This is a genomic window from Photobacterium sp. Hal280, from assembly GCF_037162255.1.
Lineage (GTDB): Bacteria > Pseudomonadota > Gammaproteobacteria > Enterobacterales > Vibrionaceae > Photobacterium.
In genome coordinates this window covers 1,909,374-1,925,085 of sequence record NZ_JARLUO010000005.1, presented here as the reverse complement: position 1 = coordinate 1,925,085, position 15,712 = coordinate 1,909,374, and the positions used below count along the sequence as shown (strand labels likewise).

Sequence of the window (15,712 nt, the reverse complement as noted above, 5' to 3'; positions counted from 1 at the left end):
GATGATAAATACCCTATTACGTTCGGCATTCTGGGTATTGCCGTTGTTGCTTACAGGGTGTGGCCAGGAGCCGCCTGCCGAGCCTAAGGCTCCGCCGTCTGTGAGCGTTTATCGGGTGGGACTGGAGCAAAGCTCACCGATTTTATCTTTTCCGGCCGTCGCTGCGGCGGCGGATAAATCTGTGCTGTCTTTTCGTCTCTCCGGTGAAGTGATCAAGGTCAACGTCAAGCCTGGCGAGTTTGTGAAAAAAGGCCAGTTGTTGGCACAACTTGATCCGACCGATTACCAGCTGACAGTGAATGATGCGCAGGCGAAATTCAGTCTGGCAGACAGTCAGTATCGCCGCTCGGCAAAACTGGTTAAGCAAGGCTATCTGGCCCAGTCGCAGTTCGATGAATTGGCTGCGCAAAGGCAAATTGCGCTGGCAAGGCTGAATCTGGCCAAGTTACGTCTGACATTCACGGCATTGCACGCCCCGGTCAGCGGGGTGATTTCGCGTGTGCCGGTTGAGCAGTTCGAAAATGTCCAGGTAGGTGAAGCGGTGATGAATATCCATAGCGCGACTGACGTGGATATCCTGATCCAGGCGCCGGACATGATTTACTCGAAAAGCACCGCCAGCCAGGTACAAAATAAGCGGCCGGGAACAAAAGTGATATTGGATGACGGGACAGAATATACCGCTTATCTGAAAGAATTTACCACAGAGCCGGATCCGGACTTGGGCTCTTTTAAAGTCACACTCACCATGCCTATGCCGAAAGAGCAGTTCATTTTAGATGGCACATCGGTCGAGGTAAAAGTGGACGGACAAAAAATACAGATTTATCGCTCGGACGAAGCGGTGATTCCGCTCAGTGCTGTGTTCAATGAAGATGGCGATGCGATTAACCCTGCCAATAAATTCGTGTGGGTAGTCAATGACGAAAGTACAGTGAGTAAGCGCCAGATAGTGACAGATAAAGTGGTCCCGAATGGTGTGCGTATTGTGTCAGGGTTACAGGAAGGCGAGGTGATTGTGACTGAAGGTGTCAACCGTCTCCGTGATGGTCAGCAGGTGATTGTTGTCGATCAGGAGGCAGCGAAGTAATGAAACAGGATATCGCCACATACTTTATTAAAAACAAAGTCATCAGTTGGATGCTGACGCTGATCTTTCTGATTGGCGGGACAATGGCATTTCTGGATTTAGGCCGTCTGGAAGACCCTGAATTTACGATCAAAGACGCCATGGTGGTGACTTCTTATCCTGGTGCAACAGCGCAGCAGGTTGAGGAAGAGGTGACTTATCCGATAGAGAAAGCCATTGGCCAACTCTCTTATGTTGATGAAGTGAACTCCATTTCGAGCCGGGATCTGTCTCAAATCACCGTGACCATGAAAAATAATTATGGGCCGGATGATCTGCCGCAGATCTGGGATGAACTGCGCCGCAAGGTGAATGATCTGAAACCCAGCCTGCCACCCGGTGTCGGCACACCCAAAGTGGTGGATGATTTTGGTGATGTATACGGTATTTTGCTGGCTGTAACCGGGGAAGGTTATAGCTACCGTGAGTTAAGCGATTATGTGGATTATCTGCGGCGGGAGCTTGAGCTGGTCAACGGTGTGGGTAAAGTACAGGTCACAGGGACGCAGCAGGAGCAGGTATTTATTGAAATCTCCATGCAGCGGCTCAGTAATCTGGGTATCTCGCCAGAGACGATTTATGGCACCTTGCAGCAGCAGAATCTGGTAACCAGTTCTGGCGCTATTCGCGTTGGTGATGAGTACATTCGTGTTCAGACCACAGGCGAATTTCAGAATGTGGATGCGTTGGGCGATCTGATCATCAAAGATTCAGGCTCTCAGGGGCTGATTTACCTCAGAGATGTCGCCACGATAGAACGCGGGTTCAGGGAAGTTCCGGATAACCTGGTCAGTTATAACGGCAAGCAAGCCTTGAATCTGGGAATTGCCTTTGTTTCCGGTATCAATGTGGTCGAAGGCGGCAAGCGTGTCATGAGCCGCCTTGCTGAACTGAAAGTGCAGCAGCCGGTGGGCATCGATATCGGCGTGGTGTACAGCCAGCCGACAGAAGTGGATAAGTCGGTCAGTGGTTTTGTGGTCAGTCTGGGGCAGGCTGTCATCATTGTTGTCGTTGTTCTGCTGTTTTTCATGGGATTGCGATCCGGTCTCCTGATCGGGTTGATTTTGTTGCTAACCGTTCTTGCCACCTTTGTGTTTATGAAATGGATGGCCATCGATTTGCAACGTATATCACTGGGTGCGCTGGTTATTGCCCTGGGGATGCTGGTTGATAATGCCATTGTGGTAGTCGAAGGTATATTGATTGGTTTGCAGAAAGGGCGAACCCGGCTGCAGGCGGCGTCTGATATCGTCACCCAAACCAAATGGCCGTTGCTGGGTGCAACCGTGATTGCCGTGATGGCCTTTGCGCCGATTGGCTTATCGCAGGATTCGACCGGCGAATACACCCGTACTTTGTTTACCGTGCTGCTCATTTCTTTGATGCTGAGCTGGTTTACTGCGATTTCACTGACACCTTTCTTTGCCGATTTGTTCTTTAAGTCGCAAAAAGTGTCTGAAAATAGTGAAGAAGAGGATCCGTACAAAGGCAAAGTTTTTGTCCTCTACCGGCAGTTCCTCGAATTTTGTATGCGTCGTGCATGGCTGACTGTGATTGCGCTGGTGGCTATGTTGGGGGTGAGCCTGTATGGCTTTACGCTGATTAAGCAATCTTTCTTTCCCGCCTCAACCTCGCCTATGTTCATGGTGGATATCTGGTTGCCTGAGGGCACAGATATCCGGGCGACGAACGATGCGCTGAAACAAATGCAGCACCAGATAGAGCAGGACGACAATATTGATTATGTCAGTACCAGTGCGGGTAAAGGCTCGCAGCGCTTTATGCTGACTTATTCACCGGAAAAAAGTTATGCCGCATACGGTGAGCTGATTATTCGGGTGAAGCAGTTTGAAGGTGTGTTACCTGCCATGTCTCAGGTACAGGCGATCATTCGCAAAGACTTCCCGAATGTCGAATACAAGCTCAAGCAAATCATGCTTGGGCCCTCTTCGGGCGCGAAAATCGAAGCCCGTCTGGTTGGCCCGGATCCGACGGTACTCCGCAGTCTGGCCAAGGACGTGACGGATATCATGCGAGCTGATTCAGGAACCGCCAACATACGTCATGATTGGCGAGAGCGTACTAAAGTGCTTGAGCCGGTCTTCAACGAGAGCCAGGCCCGACGTTACGGGATCACCAAAAAAGATGTCGATGATCTGCTGCAAATGGCGTTTTCCGGTCTGTCGGTAGGTATCTACCGTGAAGGGACGACCCTGATGCCAATTGTTGCCAGATTGCCCGAGCAGGAACGTGTTGATATCAACACGATTGAGGGGATGAAAATCTGGAGCCCGGCGGTTCAGGGCTACGTGCCATTACAGCAAGTTGTTTCTGCCGTTAATCTGCGTTGGGAAGATCCGCTGATTGTACGTAAAGACAGGAAGCGGGTACTGACAGTGATGGCTGACCCTGATCCGCTGGGCAATGAAACCGCCGCGACGGTGCAGAAACGTATCCAGCCCGCCATTGATGCCTTAGACCTGCCACCGGGCTACGCGTTGGAGTGGGGCGGCGAGTATGAGTCATCCGGCGATGCCAAAGCGTCGTTGTTCAGCTCAATGCCTATGGGCTATCTGATGATGTTCCTGATCACTATCTTCTTGTTTAACAAGGTGAAGGAAGCGTTGATCGTGTGGGCGACTGTCCCTCTGGCGGTGATTGGGGTGGCTTCCGGTTTGCTGTTGCTGAACACCCCGTTTGGCTTTATGGCTTTGCTGGGCTTTTTGAGCTTGTCCGGCATGCTGGTGAAAAACGGTATCGTGCTGTTGGATCAGATCGAAATTGAAATCAGCAGCGGTAAAGAAAAATACCAGGCGGTGGTGGATGCCGCAGTCAGTCGGGTTCGTCCGGTCTGCATGGCGGCGATCACCACTATTCTGGGCATGATCCCGCTATTGCCGGATGTGTTTTTTAAACCAATGGCAGTGACCATCATGTTCGGCCTGGGCTTTGCGACCATACTGACCCTGATTGTTGTCCCTGTGCTGTACCGTTTATTCCACAGCGTCCCGATACCGGGTCGTGAGGGGGAACCGGTACCAGAAAATCAACCGGGTTAGTCTTTTCATACTGATTTTTGGAATATCACACCTGTGTCCTCCCCCGCATTTGCGCGGGGAGGACGGTGAATTGAGGCGGATGTTATGATGCCGATTCACGGATGGGGCTGCTTTGGGACAGCATACGCTTGGTGATCACCGGATAAATAATCAGAGAAAACAGAACCATGCTGATTGCCATCGTCAGAAATAAAGGTTTGTAACTGAAATCGGCCGGCAGCATCAGGATCAGGGCAATGGATACCGCGCCGCGTGCCCCTGAGAAATTCAGCAGCCAGAAATCAAGCCGGGACAGTTTTTTCGACTCGATTCGCAGGACAGGCAACATCAGCCAAAGCGAAATAAACCGCGCCGAAAAAGCAGCACGATGGATAACAGTATGATAACGGCGGACAAAACATCGGCAGACAGCAGGGTAAACACGCTGGAACCGAGCAGGAAGAAAAGCAGCGCGTTGGCGACATAATCCAGATACTCCCAGATCTCCTGGTGCGCCAGATGATTGGCATCGTCCTGATAGGGCTTGTAACCGTAGGCCAGTGCCGCGGCAAATACGGCCAGAATCCCGGAAAAATGCAACTCTTCTGCCAGCACAAAACTGCCATACGCCAATGCCAGCGTGATATTGGTTGTTAAGGTGTAATGCCGTTCATGGAGTAACGTCAGCAGCCAGCGAGCCCCACGCCCGAGTACGGCACCCACCGCTAAAGCGCCCACCACATGCGACACCAAACTCAGGCTGCTGCTTGTCACATCGAATTCCGCACCGCTGAAAATGACCAACGAAAGAATACTGGCCACAGTGACGACGAAACCGTCGTTCAGTATGGACTCCCCTTCAATCAGCAGTTTCTGGTTTTCGGTCACGCTTTGGTTATCTTTGAATAAGGCGCTGATTGCCAAAGGATCGGTGGCGGAAATGACAACCCCGAACAACAATGCAGGCATGAACGGCACCCCGAGCAGCCAGTGTATGGCGGTCGCTATCACCAACATGCTGATCAATATACCGAAGGAGCCGGCCAGTGACGCGGGGATAAGCACCTGCCTGAAATGAAACAGACAAATACATTGGGTGGATGAAAACACCAGCAGCGGCACGAAAAGATACAGCACAACATGTGGCTCCAGCACCAGATCCGGCAAGTTGGAACCTGGCATTGCGGAAACCGCGCCGTAGATCAGTCCCAGCAGGAGGATCCAGGTAATGTCTGAAAACAGCCGCCAGCGGTGAGAGAAGAAAAAGATGGCGTTCAGGGCAACCCAGCCCAGTACGGCAAAGATGACAAGTGAGGGGATCGATTCATAGCCAGTCACAGACATCTCTCCAAAAAGTGATTGTTTTTTATACTTTAATCGTGCTGGAAGATGAAGCAAGCGGATTGTGTGAAATGAGAACCGATCAGATAAGAAAAAGGCTCCATGCCTGGAGCCTTTTGACTATGACTGGACAGATAAAAGCTGATTACTCAGCTACTTTCCAGCTGATTTGTTCACCGGCCCGAATCGGCACCACCTGGTCGGCACCGAATTCCATGGTGTCCGGCACCGCCCAGCTTTGTTTGGTCAGGGTGATGGTGTCGTGATTGCGAGCCAGGCCGTAGAAATCAGGACCATTGTGGCTGGCAAAACCTTCCAGCTTGTCGAGTGCACCTGCCAGCTCGAAAACTTCTGCGTACAGTTCAATGGCAGCATGTGCCGTATAAGAACCGGCACAGCCACAGGCGGCTTCTTTTTTGCCTTTCGCATGCGGTGCTGAATCTGTGCCCAGGAAGAATTTGTTGCTGCCACTGGTCGCTGCTGCAATCAGTGCTTCCTGATGGGTGTTGCGCTTTAAAATAGGCAGGCAGTAAAAGTGCGGGCGGATGCCGCCAGCCAGCATATGGTTGCGGTTATACAGCAAATGGTGAGCGGTAATCGTTGCGCCCACGTTCGGCCCGGCGTTGTTGACAAAGTCGACGGCATCTTTGGTGGTAATGTGTTCAAGCACCACTTTCAGGTTTGGCATGGCAGCAACAATCGGTGCCAGCACAGTGTCCAGAAAGACTTTCTCACGGTCAAAAATATCCACATCGTGCTTGGTCACTTCGCCGTGAATCAAGAGTGGCATACCCAACTCCTGCATGGCTTCCATGGTGGGCAGCAACTGATTGATATCGGTGACGCCTGAATCAGAGTTCGTGGTTGCCCCGGCAGGGTAGAGCTTTGCCGCATACACATGACCACTGGCCTTGGCTTTGCGAATCTCGTCAGGGGTTGTGTTATCGGTGAGGTAGAGCACCATCAAAGGAGAGAATGTTTCACTGGGCTGAGCAGCCAGAATACGATCACGGTAAGCAAGAGCAGCAGAGGTATCAGTCACGGGAGGAACAAGGTTAGGCATGATGATAGCCCGTCCCATATAACGGCTGATGTCCCGAACCGTATCCTTCAGTACATCGCCATCGCGCAGGTGTACGTGCCAGTCGTCCGGACGTGTGATAGTGATCGACGTCATAGTAGCTCCCTCCAAAAAATTCGCCCGATTCTAAAAGTATGGCGTGACTAAGTAAAGCCGTATTCCTGATTTACCCATCCAAACCGCAATCGTTTGCATTCTTTGTCCTGTCCTGTCCTGTCCTGTCCTGTCCTGTCGGTGGTGTTGCGGTTAAGCATCGTTTGATCAGACGAAACATTGATCGAAAACAATCACAGAATCTGTCTGAGTGGTAGCGTAAATATATGCTTTCGGTTTCATTAAAATTGAGTGCATTTCAATAACAGTCCTTACCTTACCTACAAGAGACAGAATATAAAAATGGCATCTATAACCAGAACACAAGATATTACGCCGCTAAAAGACAGCACGTTTTGTGTGTCAGTGAATGATATTGAAGTGAAAGCGGTAGCCGGTGAAAGTGTCTTGAGCACACTGTTAGCCAGTGAGTTCAGGCGTTTGATGAAAAACGATTTTGGCGCATCGTCAGGGGCCTATTGCGGTATGGGCGTTTGCCATTGCTGCCTGGTCGAAATTAATGGCCGCCACAAACAGCGTGCCTGCCAGACGCTTGTTCAGCCCAGCATGAAAATCCGTACCTGTCGTAATCGCGTTATCGAAGGGGACAGCAAAAATGCCTGAGAATATCGTGATTGTCGGTGCCGGCCCAGCAGGCATGTCGATAGCATCCACTTTGTCGGCATTTGGTATCCGATCAACTGTCATTGACGAGTCGCCCAAAGCCGGCGGTGTTATCTATCGCGGCCCCTGGCGGGCAACACAAACCATGCCGCATCTGGATGAAAGCCTGCAGAAGAACATCGCTTTGCAGCAGGCCCTGGTGGCGGAGCATCGACACAATATTGAATTGCTGACCGAGACGCGGGTGCTTGGCCCGTTAGCCGGCAGTCAACTGCTGCTGTCCTGCCATGACAGGCTTTCCGCTCAGGACTTTGATTATCTGTTTTTGGCAACGGGCTGTCAGGAACGGAGCATTCCTTTTCCGGGCTGGCAGTTACCGGGTGTGATGCTGGCGGGTGGTATCCAGCTACAGCTCAAGAGCGGATTGGTCCGCCCCGGTCGGCAGGCGGTCATTACCGGGACAGGCCCGTTATTGATACTGCTTGCTTGTCAGCTGCTTCGCTCAGGCATTGCAGTGAAAGGTGTCTATGACGCCGCATCTTTCAGTGAGATGAGCAAGGAAGTGGTCGCGCTGCTCAACCGTCCGCAAATAGCACTGGAAGGTCTGTCGCTTCTTGCGTATCTCAGGTTGCATCAGGTACCGGTGTACTATGGCTGGGGGATAGTAAAAGCGAAAGGCAGTGTCAGTCTGGAGCGTGTTGCCGTTGCACCCTATAACAGCAACTGGGAAGCCGATCAGCAGAAAATGCAGTGGATAGAGGCCGATTTACTGGGCGTGGGTTACGGCTTTGTGTCCCGGTCCCAGCTGGCTCAGTTAATGGATCTTGAGGTCAGAGTGGATGAATTCAGCGGACTGATTCCGGTAACAGATGCTTATCAGCGCAGTAGCCGCGCGAATATTTTCTGTGCCGGTGACTCTGCCCGTTTCGCCGGGGCGGATGTCGCCATTGTGGAAGGACAGATCGCGGCCCTGGCATTGGTGGCAGAGCTGTATCCAGACAAAGCGGCAGACGTAGCAGAACGTCATTCTGAACTGCAGAAGACGCTCAAGCGTTTGTACCGTTTCCGTGGCGCTTTTGACCGTGCCAATCAGCGTAAAAAAGGGTTGTTGAACCTGCCCGACGCCGAAACTGTGATCTGTCGTTGCGAGCAGGTAAAGCGTTCTGCCATAGATAAAGCGATCGCCGAAGGATGCCGGGATAGCGTAAGCCTGAAAATGCGGACCCGTGTCACCATGGGGGACTGCCAGGGAAAAACCTGCAGTCATTATTGCTATGACAGGTTAGCAAATGAAGGCTTTCACCGCGAACAGGGCCTGTTTCGAGTCAGATTCCCTCTGGATCCCATTCCTTTTGCTGCCATGGAGAACGAATAATGAAGCACTATGATGTTGTGATTTGTGGCGGTGGGGTGATTGGCGGAGCGGTGGCCTTCGCGTTAAGCCGTAACCGGGATCTGAACATTGCGCTGGTCGATTTTAAAAAACCGGGTAATGCTTCCCGCGCCTCTGCCGGCGGATTGTGGGCAATGGGCGAATCAACGGGTTTGGGCTGTGGAGTTATTCTGTTTAAGACGCTGTCAAAACAACTCCGGGAAGGGGCGGACGTATCAGACGCCTCTGACATGAAGCCACATATCATGCCTAAGCCTTTTTTTGATCTGGCGATGATGTCAAATGCCATGTATCCGGCATTAAATCAGGAGCTGCTGGAGAAACACGGTGTTGATATGAAATTTGAAAAAACAGGGCTGAAGTTTGTGCTGTTTGATCAATACGATCGTATTTATGCTGAACATATTGCGGCTGCTGTACCAGATCGTCAGCAACACATTCGCTGGCTTGATAAAGCCACGCTGCTGGCAGCAGAGCCGAATATAGCACCGGATGCCATTGGCGCGATGGAGTTCGATACCGACCATCAGATTAACCCTTACCGGCTGAATGATGCCTATGTGGAAGCTGCGCGCCAGAACGGTGTGGATTTGTATCTTAATACCTCAGTCACAGCGATCGAACGACAGGGTCATCGGGTGACGGGCGTGCAGACGTCCCGGGGTAAATTAAGCGCCGGTATGGTCATCAATGCCGCCGGGGCGTGGGCTGAGCAGATCAATCTGTGGGCGACAGGTATGCAGATGCCGGTGTTCCCGGTCAAAGGACAGGTGCTGGTGTCTGAAAAAATGCCCAAGATACTGAACGGCTGTATTACCACCAGTGATTGTTATATTGCGCAGAAAGACAATGGCGAGATACTGATTGGCTCAACCACAGAAGAGTGTGGTTACGACACCCGCACAGATTTGAACCAGCTTAAATCCTTGGCCCGGGGCGCGATGAAGACGATTCCTCAGTTGCGCGACATGAACATTAAACGCTGCTGGGCCGGATTACGTCCCGGCTCGCCGGACGAGCTGCCGGTTCTGGGGCCAGTGCCCGGCATTGAGGGGTATCTGGCGGCCTGCGGTCATTTCAGAACCGGTATGCTGACTTCTGCGATTACCGGTAAGTTACTGAATGAACTGGTCCGCGGTGAACCAACCAGTGTGGATATCAGCCCATTTCTGTACCAGCGCTTCTTGGATGATTTACCAGGACAGACGCCGGTGTAGTCACCGATGGATTTAGAAGTACAGTCACATTAAAGATTGGTTTGGATTTAGAAGGACAGTCACACTAAAGATTGGTTTACAGGGACAGTCATATTAAAGCTTAAACCAATAGGCGCTTCACTGAATTCAATGAATTGCTTGTAAAGCGCCGTTAAAAGTATCGATTTACAGCGTGTTGGAATGCAACGTCAGATTTTATGTCTCTGGCATGATTTCCAGGCGAGCGGTGGCATACGAATGCATCGCTGTTGCGGTTCTGTTTGTTGTGAATGGATTAAGGGATCTGTAAACCGATACACCGTTGCCGGTTCAGTTTCGGCAAAACGGCTTGAATTGATGATGTTGTGCCAATGAGGGACCCTGTTTTTATTTTGGTGCAGATATCAAGCCACACATTTGAGTGTAAACCGAGCCGTTCAAGGATGGGATGCTGGGTTGAGCAAATATGGTGACGTGTCCCTTCTTTGATTTGCCTTCCGGTCCACTCAACCAGTTCAAGATAATCGAACAGGTAAAATGGCAGTCCTTCAGGCATATCGTTGCGCGGATTGCCCGCAAAGGGAAAGAGATTGGGCGGCGTTGCTTCGTTTTTTGAAGCGATTTAATGCGCGCTTTCAGGGAAGTGTAATCGGAGGTTTCTGGTGTCTCCGCGATACCCGCCCGAATCGGGTTCAAGTCAACGTATGCCATGGCCGCAGCCAAGGCTTTTTCATCCAGCAATGCCTGGCTTTTGAAGCGGCCTTCCCAAAAGTGGCCAGTACACTCGTCTTCCTGATTGGCTTTGCTGGCGATGTGTTGATTGAGCAGGCGCATGAACCAACTAATGGAGCAAAGCCGCTCGCGCCAGGTTTTGATGATGGTTAAGCAAGCAGAATGTTCAGCCTCGGATAAAGCCTCGTGCTTTAAAAACCGCTGAATCAGCACAGGGGCGCGATGTAAGGTGAGCCAGCGCTCTATAACTTCATGGTTCGAGATGCGGTGGGCCTGATCCTTGTTGATATGCAGAACGACATGGTAGTGATTGCTCATAATGGCGTAGGCACAAACATCGACACAGAAGACACTGGCGATGCGTTTCAGCCGTTTCTCAACCCATCCCCGCCGGTGTTCATAGCTGATCTTGGTCAGTTCATCGTAGCCGCACAGGGAGGAGCGGCGAACACAGCGGGAAACGCAATGGTAGTAGGGCGTGGCTTCTATACTGATAAGCTGGCTGCGTGCTGTCGTCATTGGGAGTCACAATTATTGAACTGGATAAATATACAGTATATGTCTGTGCTGGCCGAAAAAAGGAGCAAATAACGAAGTGGGGATCTGTGTCAGAATCTCATGAAATTAATGAAGTTCTTTGTTTCTTTACGTGTCTGTCCTTGCAAGCAGTCCTTGTACAACTTGCGACTGTAATGTCCATTCTTGATATGTCTGTCCTGCTATGTCGCCTCCTTGCGTGCGGTGTGCCTGTCCTGATAAGTAGTTGCACTTAATAGCCCTTATTGTCGCTTGGTTATCTATTTCGGTAAAACGGTGCGGATTAGCGTATTATGTCGTTACTGTATTTGCTGAAGATATTCATGACCATTCCAATAAAAAACATCGCTGTTCCTGAAGTTTCTTGCTCTACTTGTCAGGCTTGCTGCTGCCGCTTAGAAGTCATGATCATTACGGATACTGGCGTCCCAGAACAGCACATTGCCACTGATGAATGGGGTGGTGAAACTATGTTACGCCTGGCCGATGGTTGGTGCTCGGCGCTAAACAGGGAAACTTTTATGTGTACCATCTATGAAAACCGGCCTTGGATTTGCCGGGAATTTGAAATGGGCTCATACGAATGCCGGGATGAAAGAGCCGATTTGGTGTGATTATTGGGAATAAATCAGGATCAGAAGAACAGAGTCTATCTAAGCGCCTACGGAAAACTCAGAGATAGTATAGATCGGGCTAAATAGATGCTTTTAAATCGGGGCCAACATGGGTTATGGACACCAAAGTTGGCCTCTGGGGTAACGAAGCGGTTTTATAGCTGCTGCCGCCAATAAGCCAATCAAATGAACATCACTCACAATCAACGTGAATGATGCCCGTCAGAGTCAGATTTTCACGCAAGCGAAAAGGGCATTGCCTGAGCTGTTATCCCAAGGGATGATTTTCTCATAGTCATGTTCAAAGACATGAACTTCAAAGTAGGGCTGCAGGATCTCTTTTAACTGATTGATAGTGACAGCAACCATGGGGTGTTCGTCATGCCATTGATGGGTTTCTTCAGCCGTGCTTTTTTCGATGCTGAGCTTTAACGACTGTTTTTCGCCGTCGCCGCAATAATGCCAGCCGGAGTGGAAAGTGAACTGGCTGCCGTCGTGCAGAGCTGTGTGCCTGACAAATAAATCGTTATTGATTTTATCTTTGTCGACCACGTTAAAGCAGAACATCCCCTGATCGCTTAATGCACTGTGTACGCTGGCGATACAGTCTTTCAACTTTTCAATGCCATCGCTGTAATGGATGGAATACAGGAAACAGGTAATCAAGTCGACCGGGGAAGTGATGTTGAAATCACTCATGTTTTGCAAAGTGAACTCTGCTTCCGGACAACGCGTGGCCGCAATATCCAGCATCGGCTGATTGATATCCAGTCCGCTGCTCTGATAGCCATAATCAATGAAATGCCGAACATGCGGTCCTGTTCCGCAGGCCAGATCAAGATGGGTATTTCCGTTGTTACCGAACAATTGATGGAGCCGGCGAATACAGTGGCTTTGGGCCTGATAATCGATATCGACACACATTAAGTCGTAATAGCCTGAAAGGTCGGTGTAAAGGGCGTTGGCGGACATAGATGCCTGGTAGACTGAGCTGAAATTTTTGGGTGGCGCATAGTAAACCAATCTGCCGCAATTGCGAAGCAGATAAAAGTATCAGTAACTGAGCCTGTCGCTGGTTATGGCGGGACAGACACGGTTATGAAGGTAACAGGGCTTGTCGCTGGTGATACTGGGACAGACGCGGTGAAAAAGGGTGTTGGCGGGACAGACACTATAAAAAAGGCCAGAAACTCGTTCTGGCCGTTAGAGCGTTATTGTAATGTTCAGAGGGTAAATCGCTGAACCAGGGCGTTTTGTTCTTTGGCCTGGTGATCCAGTTTCAGGCTGGCACTGGTGACGCTTTCCATCGCCGCAAGGTTGGCATCGGCAATTTCACTGATGTCTTCCAGGCTACGGGCAATACTGGCCGTGGTGCTGCGCTGCTCTTCAGTGGCTTGCACAATCTGGCTGCTCATATCGCTGATTTCAATAATGATGGCTTCAATTTCTTCCATCGCGCTGCTGGCTTCCGAGGTCTGGTTGACACTGTCTTCCATTTCGTTCACGCAACTTTCAATCACCTGAACCGCCTGGCTTGAGCTGGATTGCAGCTCTTGAATCATGGATTCAATCTCACCTGTGGAGGCGGTCGTTCGCTGCGCAAGAATGCGCACTTCATCAGCAACCACCGCAAAACCCCGGCCTTGTTCACCGGCGCGGGCGGCCTCAATGGCTGCATTCAGTGCCAGCAGGTTGGTCTGATCGGCAATTGTGCGAATCACGTCCAGGATACTGCCGATATTACTGCTCATTTGCTGAAGCTGATTCACCGCCTGAACGGATTGATCCAATTGCTCAGACAATTGATGGGTGGTGGAAATATTGCGACCCATCACACCGCGGCCCGTCGCTGCAGCAGACTCGACATTTTTGACTTTATCCAGCGTGTGCTGGGCACTTTGGGTCACCTGAGCCACAGAATGCTCCATTTCTGTCATTGCCGTCGCGACGGATGCGGTTTGCTGGCGCTGTTCATTCAGACGATCTTTGGCGTCGGCTGTGGTGGTCTGGTTTTGGGTCGCGACTTCCGTCAGCTCGGCAGAGGCATCGCTGAGCTGGCTCAGGAGTTGCTGCAGATGGTCTGCCAGGGTATTGATGTGGTGACTCAATTGCCCGAATTCCGCAAACTTGTTGTCTGTAATGCGCTTTGTCATATCGCCAGCTGTCAGTGCTTCCAGTGTGGTCAGGGTCGAAGCCAGCGGTTGTCTGACATTACGCGCCAGGAACCAGCCGATAACAACGGCCAGAAATGCGGCCAGGCTGCCTAATAACACGGTATTTCTGACCCCAGTCTGGTAAGACGTACCGGCCTGAGCGATAGCCGTGTCCATGTCTCCACGAGCCTGACTCCGGAAGCTTTCCAGTAAAGCATTGGCATTGTTAATTTCTGCCGCCAGATTACTGATACTGGTATAGAGGCGTTCCTGAGCCTGAATATAGTTAAAATGCACATCCAGTACACCGCCGGACTGACCGATGTCCTGATTGTACTGCTCAATCGACGAGTCAAAAGTCCGCTTGAGATCGGGGATCATTGAGGTCAGTGTGCGGTAAGAATTACTGAGATGGTTAACCAGGCGCTTATTGTTTTTTATCGCTTCATTAATTTTTTCAACATCACTGGATGCCAGCGCATCAGAAGTGATGGCTTCTGTCTGACCGAGTTTGTCGAAGTAACTTTTTGCCAGCATCAGCTCAGACACGCGGCTGCGATCGGCAATCACATCTTTCATCCGCACATTGAGGTCACGATGTAACTGCTGAAAACGGCGGATGGATTGTTGACGAGCGTCATTGGCGGTTAATTGATCACGATAGTTGCTCATGGCAACCTGGGCCTGAGTAAAGTATCTGTCTTCTAATGCTTTCAAGGCTTCCAGCTGGCTGCTCAGCGAAGGGTAGTCCTTCGCGGTATCGATAAGGGTTGCCAGCGTTTGCCTGAAATGATCGTAAGACTCAGTAAACTGACTTTCATACTGCTGCATTCGGTCCTGATCATTGGTGGTCAGAAAATCTTTAAACACTTTGTCGGCGACCAGAAGTTCCACATTGGCCTGACTGGAAATGGTGACTAACGGAACGGATTCGGTGTTTACCGACTCTAATTGCCCATAGATGGTTTTGGTTTCCATCAGCGTCAGTGTGCTGGTGGTCGCGAAGAGGCCGATCATCACGGCGAAACCCGCGTACATACGCCGGATGACAGAAGTCTGTTTTTTCATTGCACTATCGTCCCTAAAACATCCCGGGCCGGACACAGCCCGAGCATTTCCTTGCTTGCCAGTGTGGTTTTTATTCTGAGTGTTATTATTCTGTTACTCATACATCGTTTGCTTCACGACGTAAAATAAGTGTGCCTCAAGCCGTGACCGTGTCATCAAAATATCACCCTGATTTGCTAGGCAGGCGATGTATGAGGATAACCGGATACTCTCTGCACATACTTTGGCAGGTGTAACAAAATGAAGATTTTGCAGTGAAATAGTCGCAGGAAAATTGGTTTAAAACGACGTTCAATATTGCTCTGATTACGCGACTCACGCATACTCGGCAATGGTAGAATTCAAAAGATGGAGAAAGTCATGGCAGAAGAAACTATCTTCAGCAAAATAATCCGTAAGGAAATCCCGGCCGATGTGGTGTATCAGGATGATCTGGTCACTGCATTTCGTGATATTAACCCCCGCGCGCCAAGCCATATCCTGATCATTCCGAATAAGCTGGTCCCAACGGTGAATCATGTCGAAGCGGAAGATGAAGCGATGATGGGGCGTTTGTTTACCGTGGCCCGCAAACTCGCAGAAGCGGAAGGAATTGCGGAAGACGGATATCGTTTGATTGTGAACTGTAATCCTCACGGTGGACAGGAAGTGTACCACGTTCATATGCACCTGTTGGGTGGACGACCGCTCGGCCCGATGCTGGTTGGTTAAGA

At 50.7% G+C, this 15,712-nt stretch carries 12 protein-coding genes and 1 pseudogene; 7 read left to right on the top strand and 6 right to left on the bottom strand.

From position 1 onward, the window contains the following. Nucleotide 1 precedes the first annotated feature (1 nt). Together P4S53_RS18215 and P4S53_RS18210 are read left to right on the top strand one after the other, a co-directional pair. Entirely contained in the window at nucleotides 2-1,090 is a 1,089-nt protein-coding gene (locus P4S53_RS18215) for an efflux RND transporter periplasmic adaptor subunit (protein WP_337113798.1), read from the top strand. Further along, the gene (locus P4S53_RS18210) at nucleotides 1,090-4,188 is read left to right on the top strand and encodes an efflux RND transporter permease subunit (protein WP_337113797.1); all 3,099 of its coding nucleotides are present in this window, start codon (nucleotides 1,090-1,092) and stop codon (nucleotides 4,186-4,188) included. Before P4S53_RS18215 ends, P4S53_RS18210 begins: the two co-directional genes overlap by 1 nt. Before the next feature lie 82 nt (nucleotides 4,189-4,270). On the opposite strand, the gene P4S53_RS18205 is transcribed toward P4S53_RS18210, so the two are convergent. The 3 genes from P4S53_RS18205 to pyrC form a co-directional block, all read right to left on the bottom strand. Further along, on the bottom strand, nucleotides 4,271-4,516 hold the full coding sequence (locus tag P4S53_RS18205) for a cation:proton antiporter domain-containing protein (protein WP_337113796.1): 246 nt from the start codon (nucleotides 4,514-4,516) through the stop codon (nucleotides 4,271-4,273). Next, nucleotides 4,516-5,505 carry a cation:proton antiporter domain-containing protein gene (locus tag P4S53_RS18200; RefSeq protein ID WP_337113795.1) on the bottom strand — a complete coding sequence of 330 codons (990 nt, stop codon included), beginning with the start codon at nucleotides 5,503-5,505 and terminating at the stop codon, nucleotides 4,516-4,518. Before P4S53_RS18200 ends, P4S53_RS18205 begins: the two co-directional genes overlap by 1 nt. A 148-nt stretch (nucleotides 5,506-5,653) precedes the next feature. After that, on the bottom strand, nucleotides 5,654-6,685 hold the full coding sequence (gene pyrC, locus P4S53_RS18195; protein WP_337113794.1) for a dihydroorotase: 1,032 nt from the start codon (nucleotides 6,683-6,685) through the stop codon (nucleotides 5,654-5,656). 300 nt (nucleotides 6,686-6,985) lie between these two features. Here pyrC and P4S53_RS18190 point away from each other — a divergent pair, with 300 nt between their 5' ends. The 3 genes from P4S53_RS18190 to P4S53_RS18180 are packed head-to-tail and all read left to right on the top strand — an operon-like array spanning nucleotide 6,986 to nucleotide 9,916. Next, nucleotides 6,986-7,306, top strand: coding sequence for a (2Fe-2S)-binding protein (locus tag P4S53_RS18190; protein ID WP_337113793.1), 321 nt, complete (start codon nucleotides 6,986-6,988; stop codon nucleotides 7,304-7,306). Next, entirely contained in the window at nucleotides 7,299-8,681 is a 1,383-nt protein-coding gene (locus tag P4S53_RS18185; RefSeq protein WP_337113792.1) for an FAD/NAD(P)-binding oxidoreductase, read from the top strand. Before P4S53_RS18190 ends, P4S53_RS18185 begins: the two co-directional genes overlap by 8 nt. Beyond that, entirely contained in the window at nucleotides 8,681-9,916 is a 1,236-nt protein-coding gene (locus P4S53_RS18180; RefSeq protein WP_337113791.1) for an NAD(P)/FAD-dependent oxidoreductase, read from the top strand. The genes P4S53_RS18185 and P4S53_RS18180 overlap by 1 nt, the downstream gene beginning before the upstream one ends. 274 nt (nucleotides 9,917-10,190) lie before the next feature. Here the strand turns inward: P4S53_RS18180 and P4S53_RS18175 are convergent. After that, nucleotides 10,191-11,146: pseudogene (locus P4S53_RS18175) on the bottom strand (transposase). A gap of 341 nt (nucleotides 11,147-11,487) precedes the next feature. On the opposite strand from P4S53_RS18175, the gene P4S53_RS18170 reads away from it, so the two are divergent. Then, nucleotides 11,488-11,778: a YkgJ family cysteine cluster protein gene (locus tag P4S53_RS18170; protein WP_081669315.1), complete on the top strand. Its 291-nt coding sequence runs from the start codon at nucleotides 11,488-11,490 to the stop codon at nucleotides 11,776-11,778. A 228-nt stretch (nucleotides 11,779-12,006) separates the two neighbouring features. Here P4S53_RS18170 and P4S53_RS18165 read toward each other — a convergent pair whose 3' ends face one another. After that, a complete protein-coding gene (locus P4S53_RS18165; RefSeq protein WP_337113790.1) occupies nucleotides 12,007-12,750 on the bottom strand; it encodes a class I SAM-dependent DNA methyltransferase in 744 nt (247 codons plus the stop codon). A 251-nt stretch (nucleotides 12,751-13,001) separates the two neighbouring features. Next, a complete protein-coding gene (locus P4S53_RS18160; protein WP_337113789.1) occupies nucleotides 13,002-14,999 on the bottom strand; it encodes a methyl-accepting chemotaxis protein in 1,998 nt (665 codons plus the stop codon). A gap of 360 nt (nucleotides 15,000-15,359) precedes the next feature. Between P4S53_RS18160 and hinT the strand changes: the two genes are divergently transcribed. Continuing rightward, on the top strand, nucleotides 15,360-15,710 hold the full coding sequence (gene hinT, locus P4S53_RS18155) for a purine nucleoside phosphoramidase (protein WP_027253317.1): 351 nt from the start codon (nucleotides 15,360-15,362) through the stop codon (nucleotides 15,708-15,710). Nucleotides 15,711-15,712: the final 2 nt, after the last annotated feature.

Excerpts from the sequence above, each read along its gene's own strand:
- hinT (WP_027253317.1), top strand. The coding sequence starts at position 15,360 with ATGGCAGAAGAAACTATCTTCAGCAAAATAATCCGTAAGGAAATCCCG.
- P4S53_RS18190 (WP_337113793.1), top strand. The coding sequence starts at position 6,986 with ATGGCATCTATAACCAGAACACAAGATATTACGCCGCTAAAAGACAGC.
- P4S53_RS18210 (WP_337113797.1), top strand. The coding sequence starts at position 1,090 with ATGAAACAGGATATCGCCACATACTTTATTAAAAACAAAGTCATCAGT.
- pyrC (WP_337113794.1), bottom strand. The coding sequence starts at position 6,685 with ATGACGTCGATCACTATCACACGTCCGGACGACTGGCACGTACACCTG.
- P4S53_RS18205 (WP_337113796.1), bottom strand. The coding sequence starts at position 4,516 with ATGTTGCCTGTCCTGCGAATCGAGTCGAAAAAACTGTCCCGGCTTGAT.
- P4S53_RS18165 (WP_337113790.1), bottom strand. The coding sequence starts at position 12,750 with ATGTCCGCCAACGCCCTTTACACCGACCTTTCAGGCTATTACGACTTA.
- P4S53_RS18160 (WP_337113789.1), bottom strand. The coding sequence starts at position 14,999 with ATGAAAAAACAGACTTCTGTCATCCGGCGTATGTACGCGGGTTTCGCC.
- P4S53_RS18170 (WP_081669315.1), top strand. The coding sequence starts at position 11,488 with ATGACCATTCCAATAAAAAACATCGCTGTTCCTGAAGTTTCTTGCTCT.
- P4S53_RS18185 (WP_337113792.1), top strand. The coding sequence starts at position 7,299 with ATGCCTGAGAATATCGTGATTGTCGGTGCCGGCCCAGCAGGCATGTCG.
- P4S53_RS18215 (WP_337113798.1), top strand. The coding sequence starts at position 2 with ATGATAAATACCCTATTACGTTCGGCATTCTGGGTATTGCCGTTGTTG.
- P4S53_RS18180 (WP_337113791.1), top strand. The coding sequence starts at position 8,681 with ATGAAGCACTATGATGTTGTGATTTGTGGCGGTGGGGTGATTGGCGGA.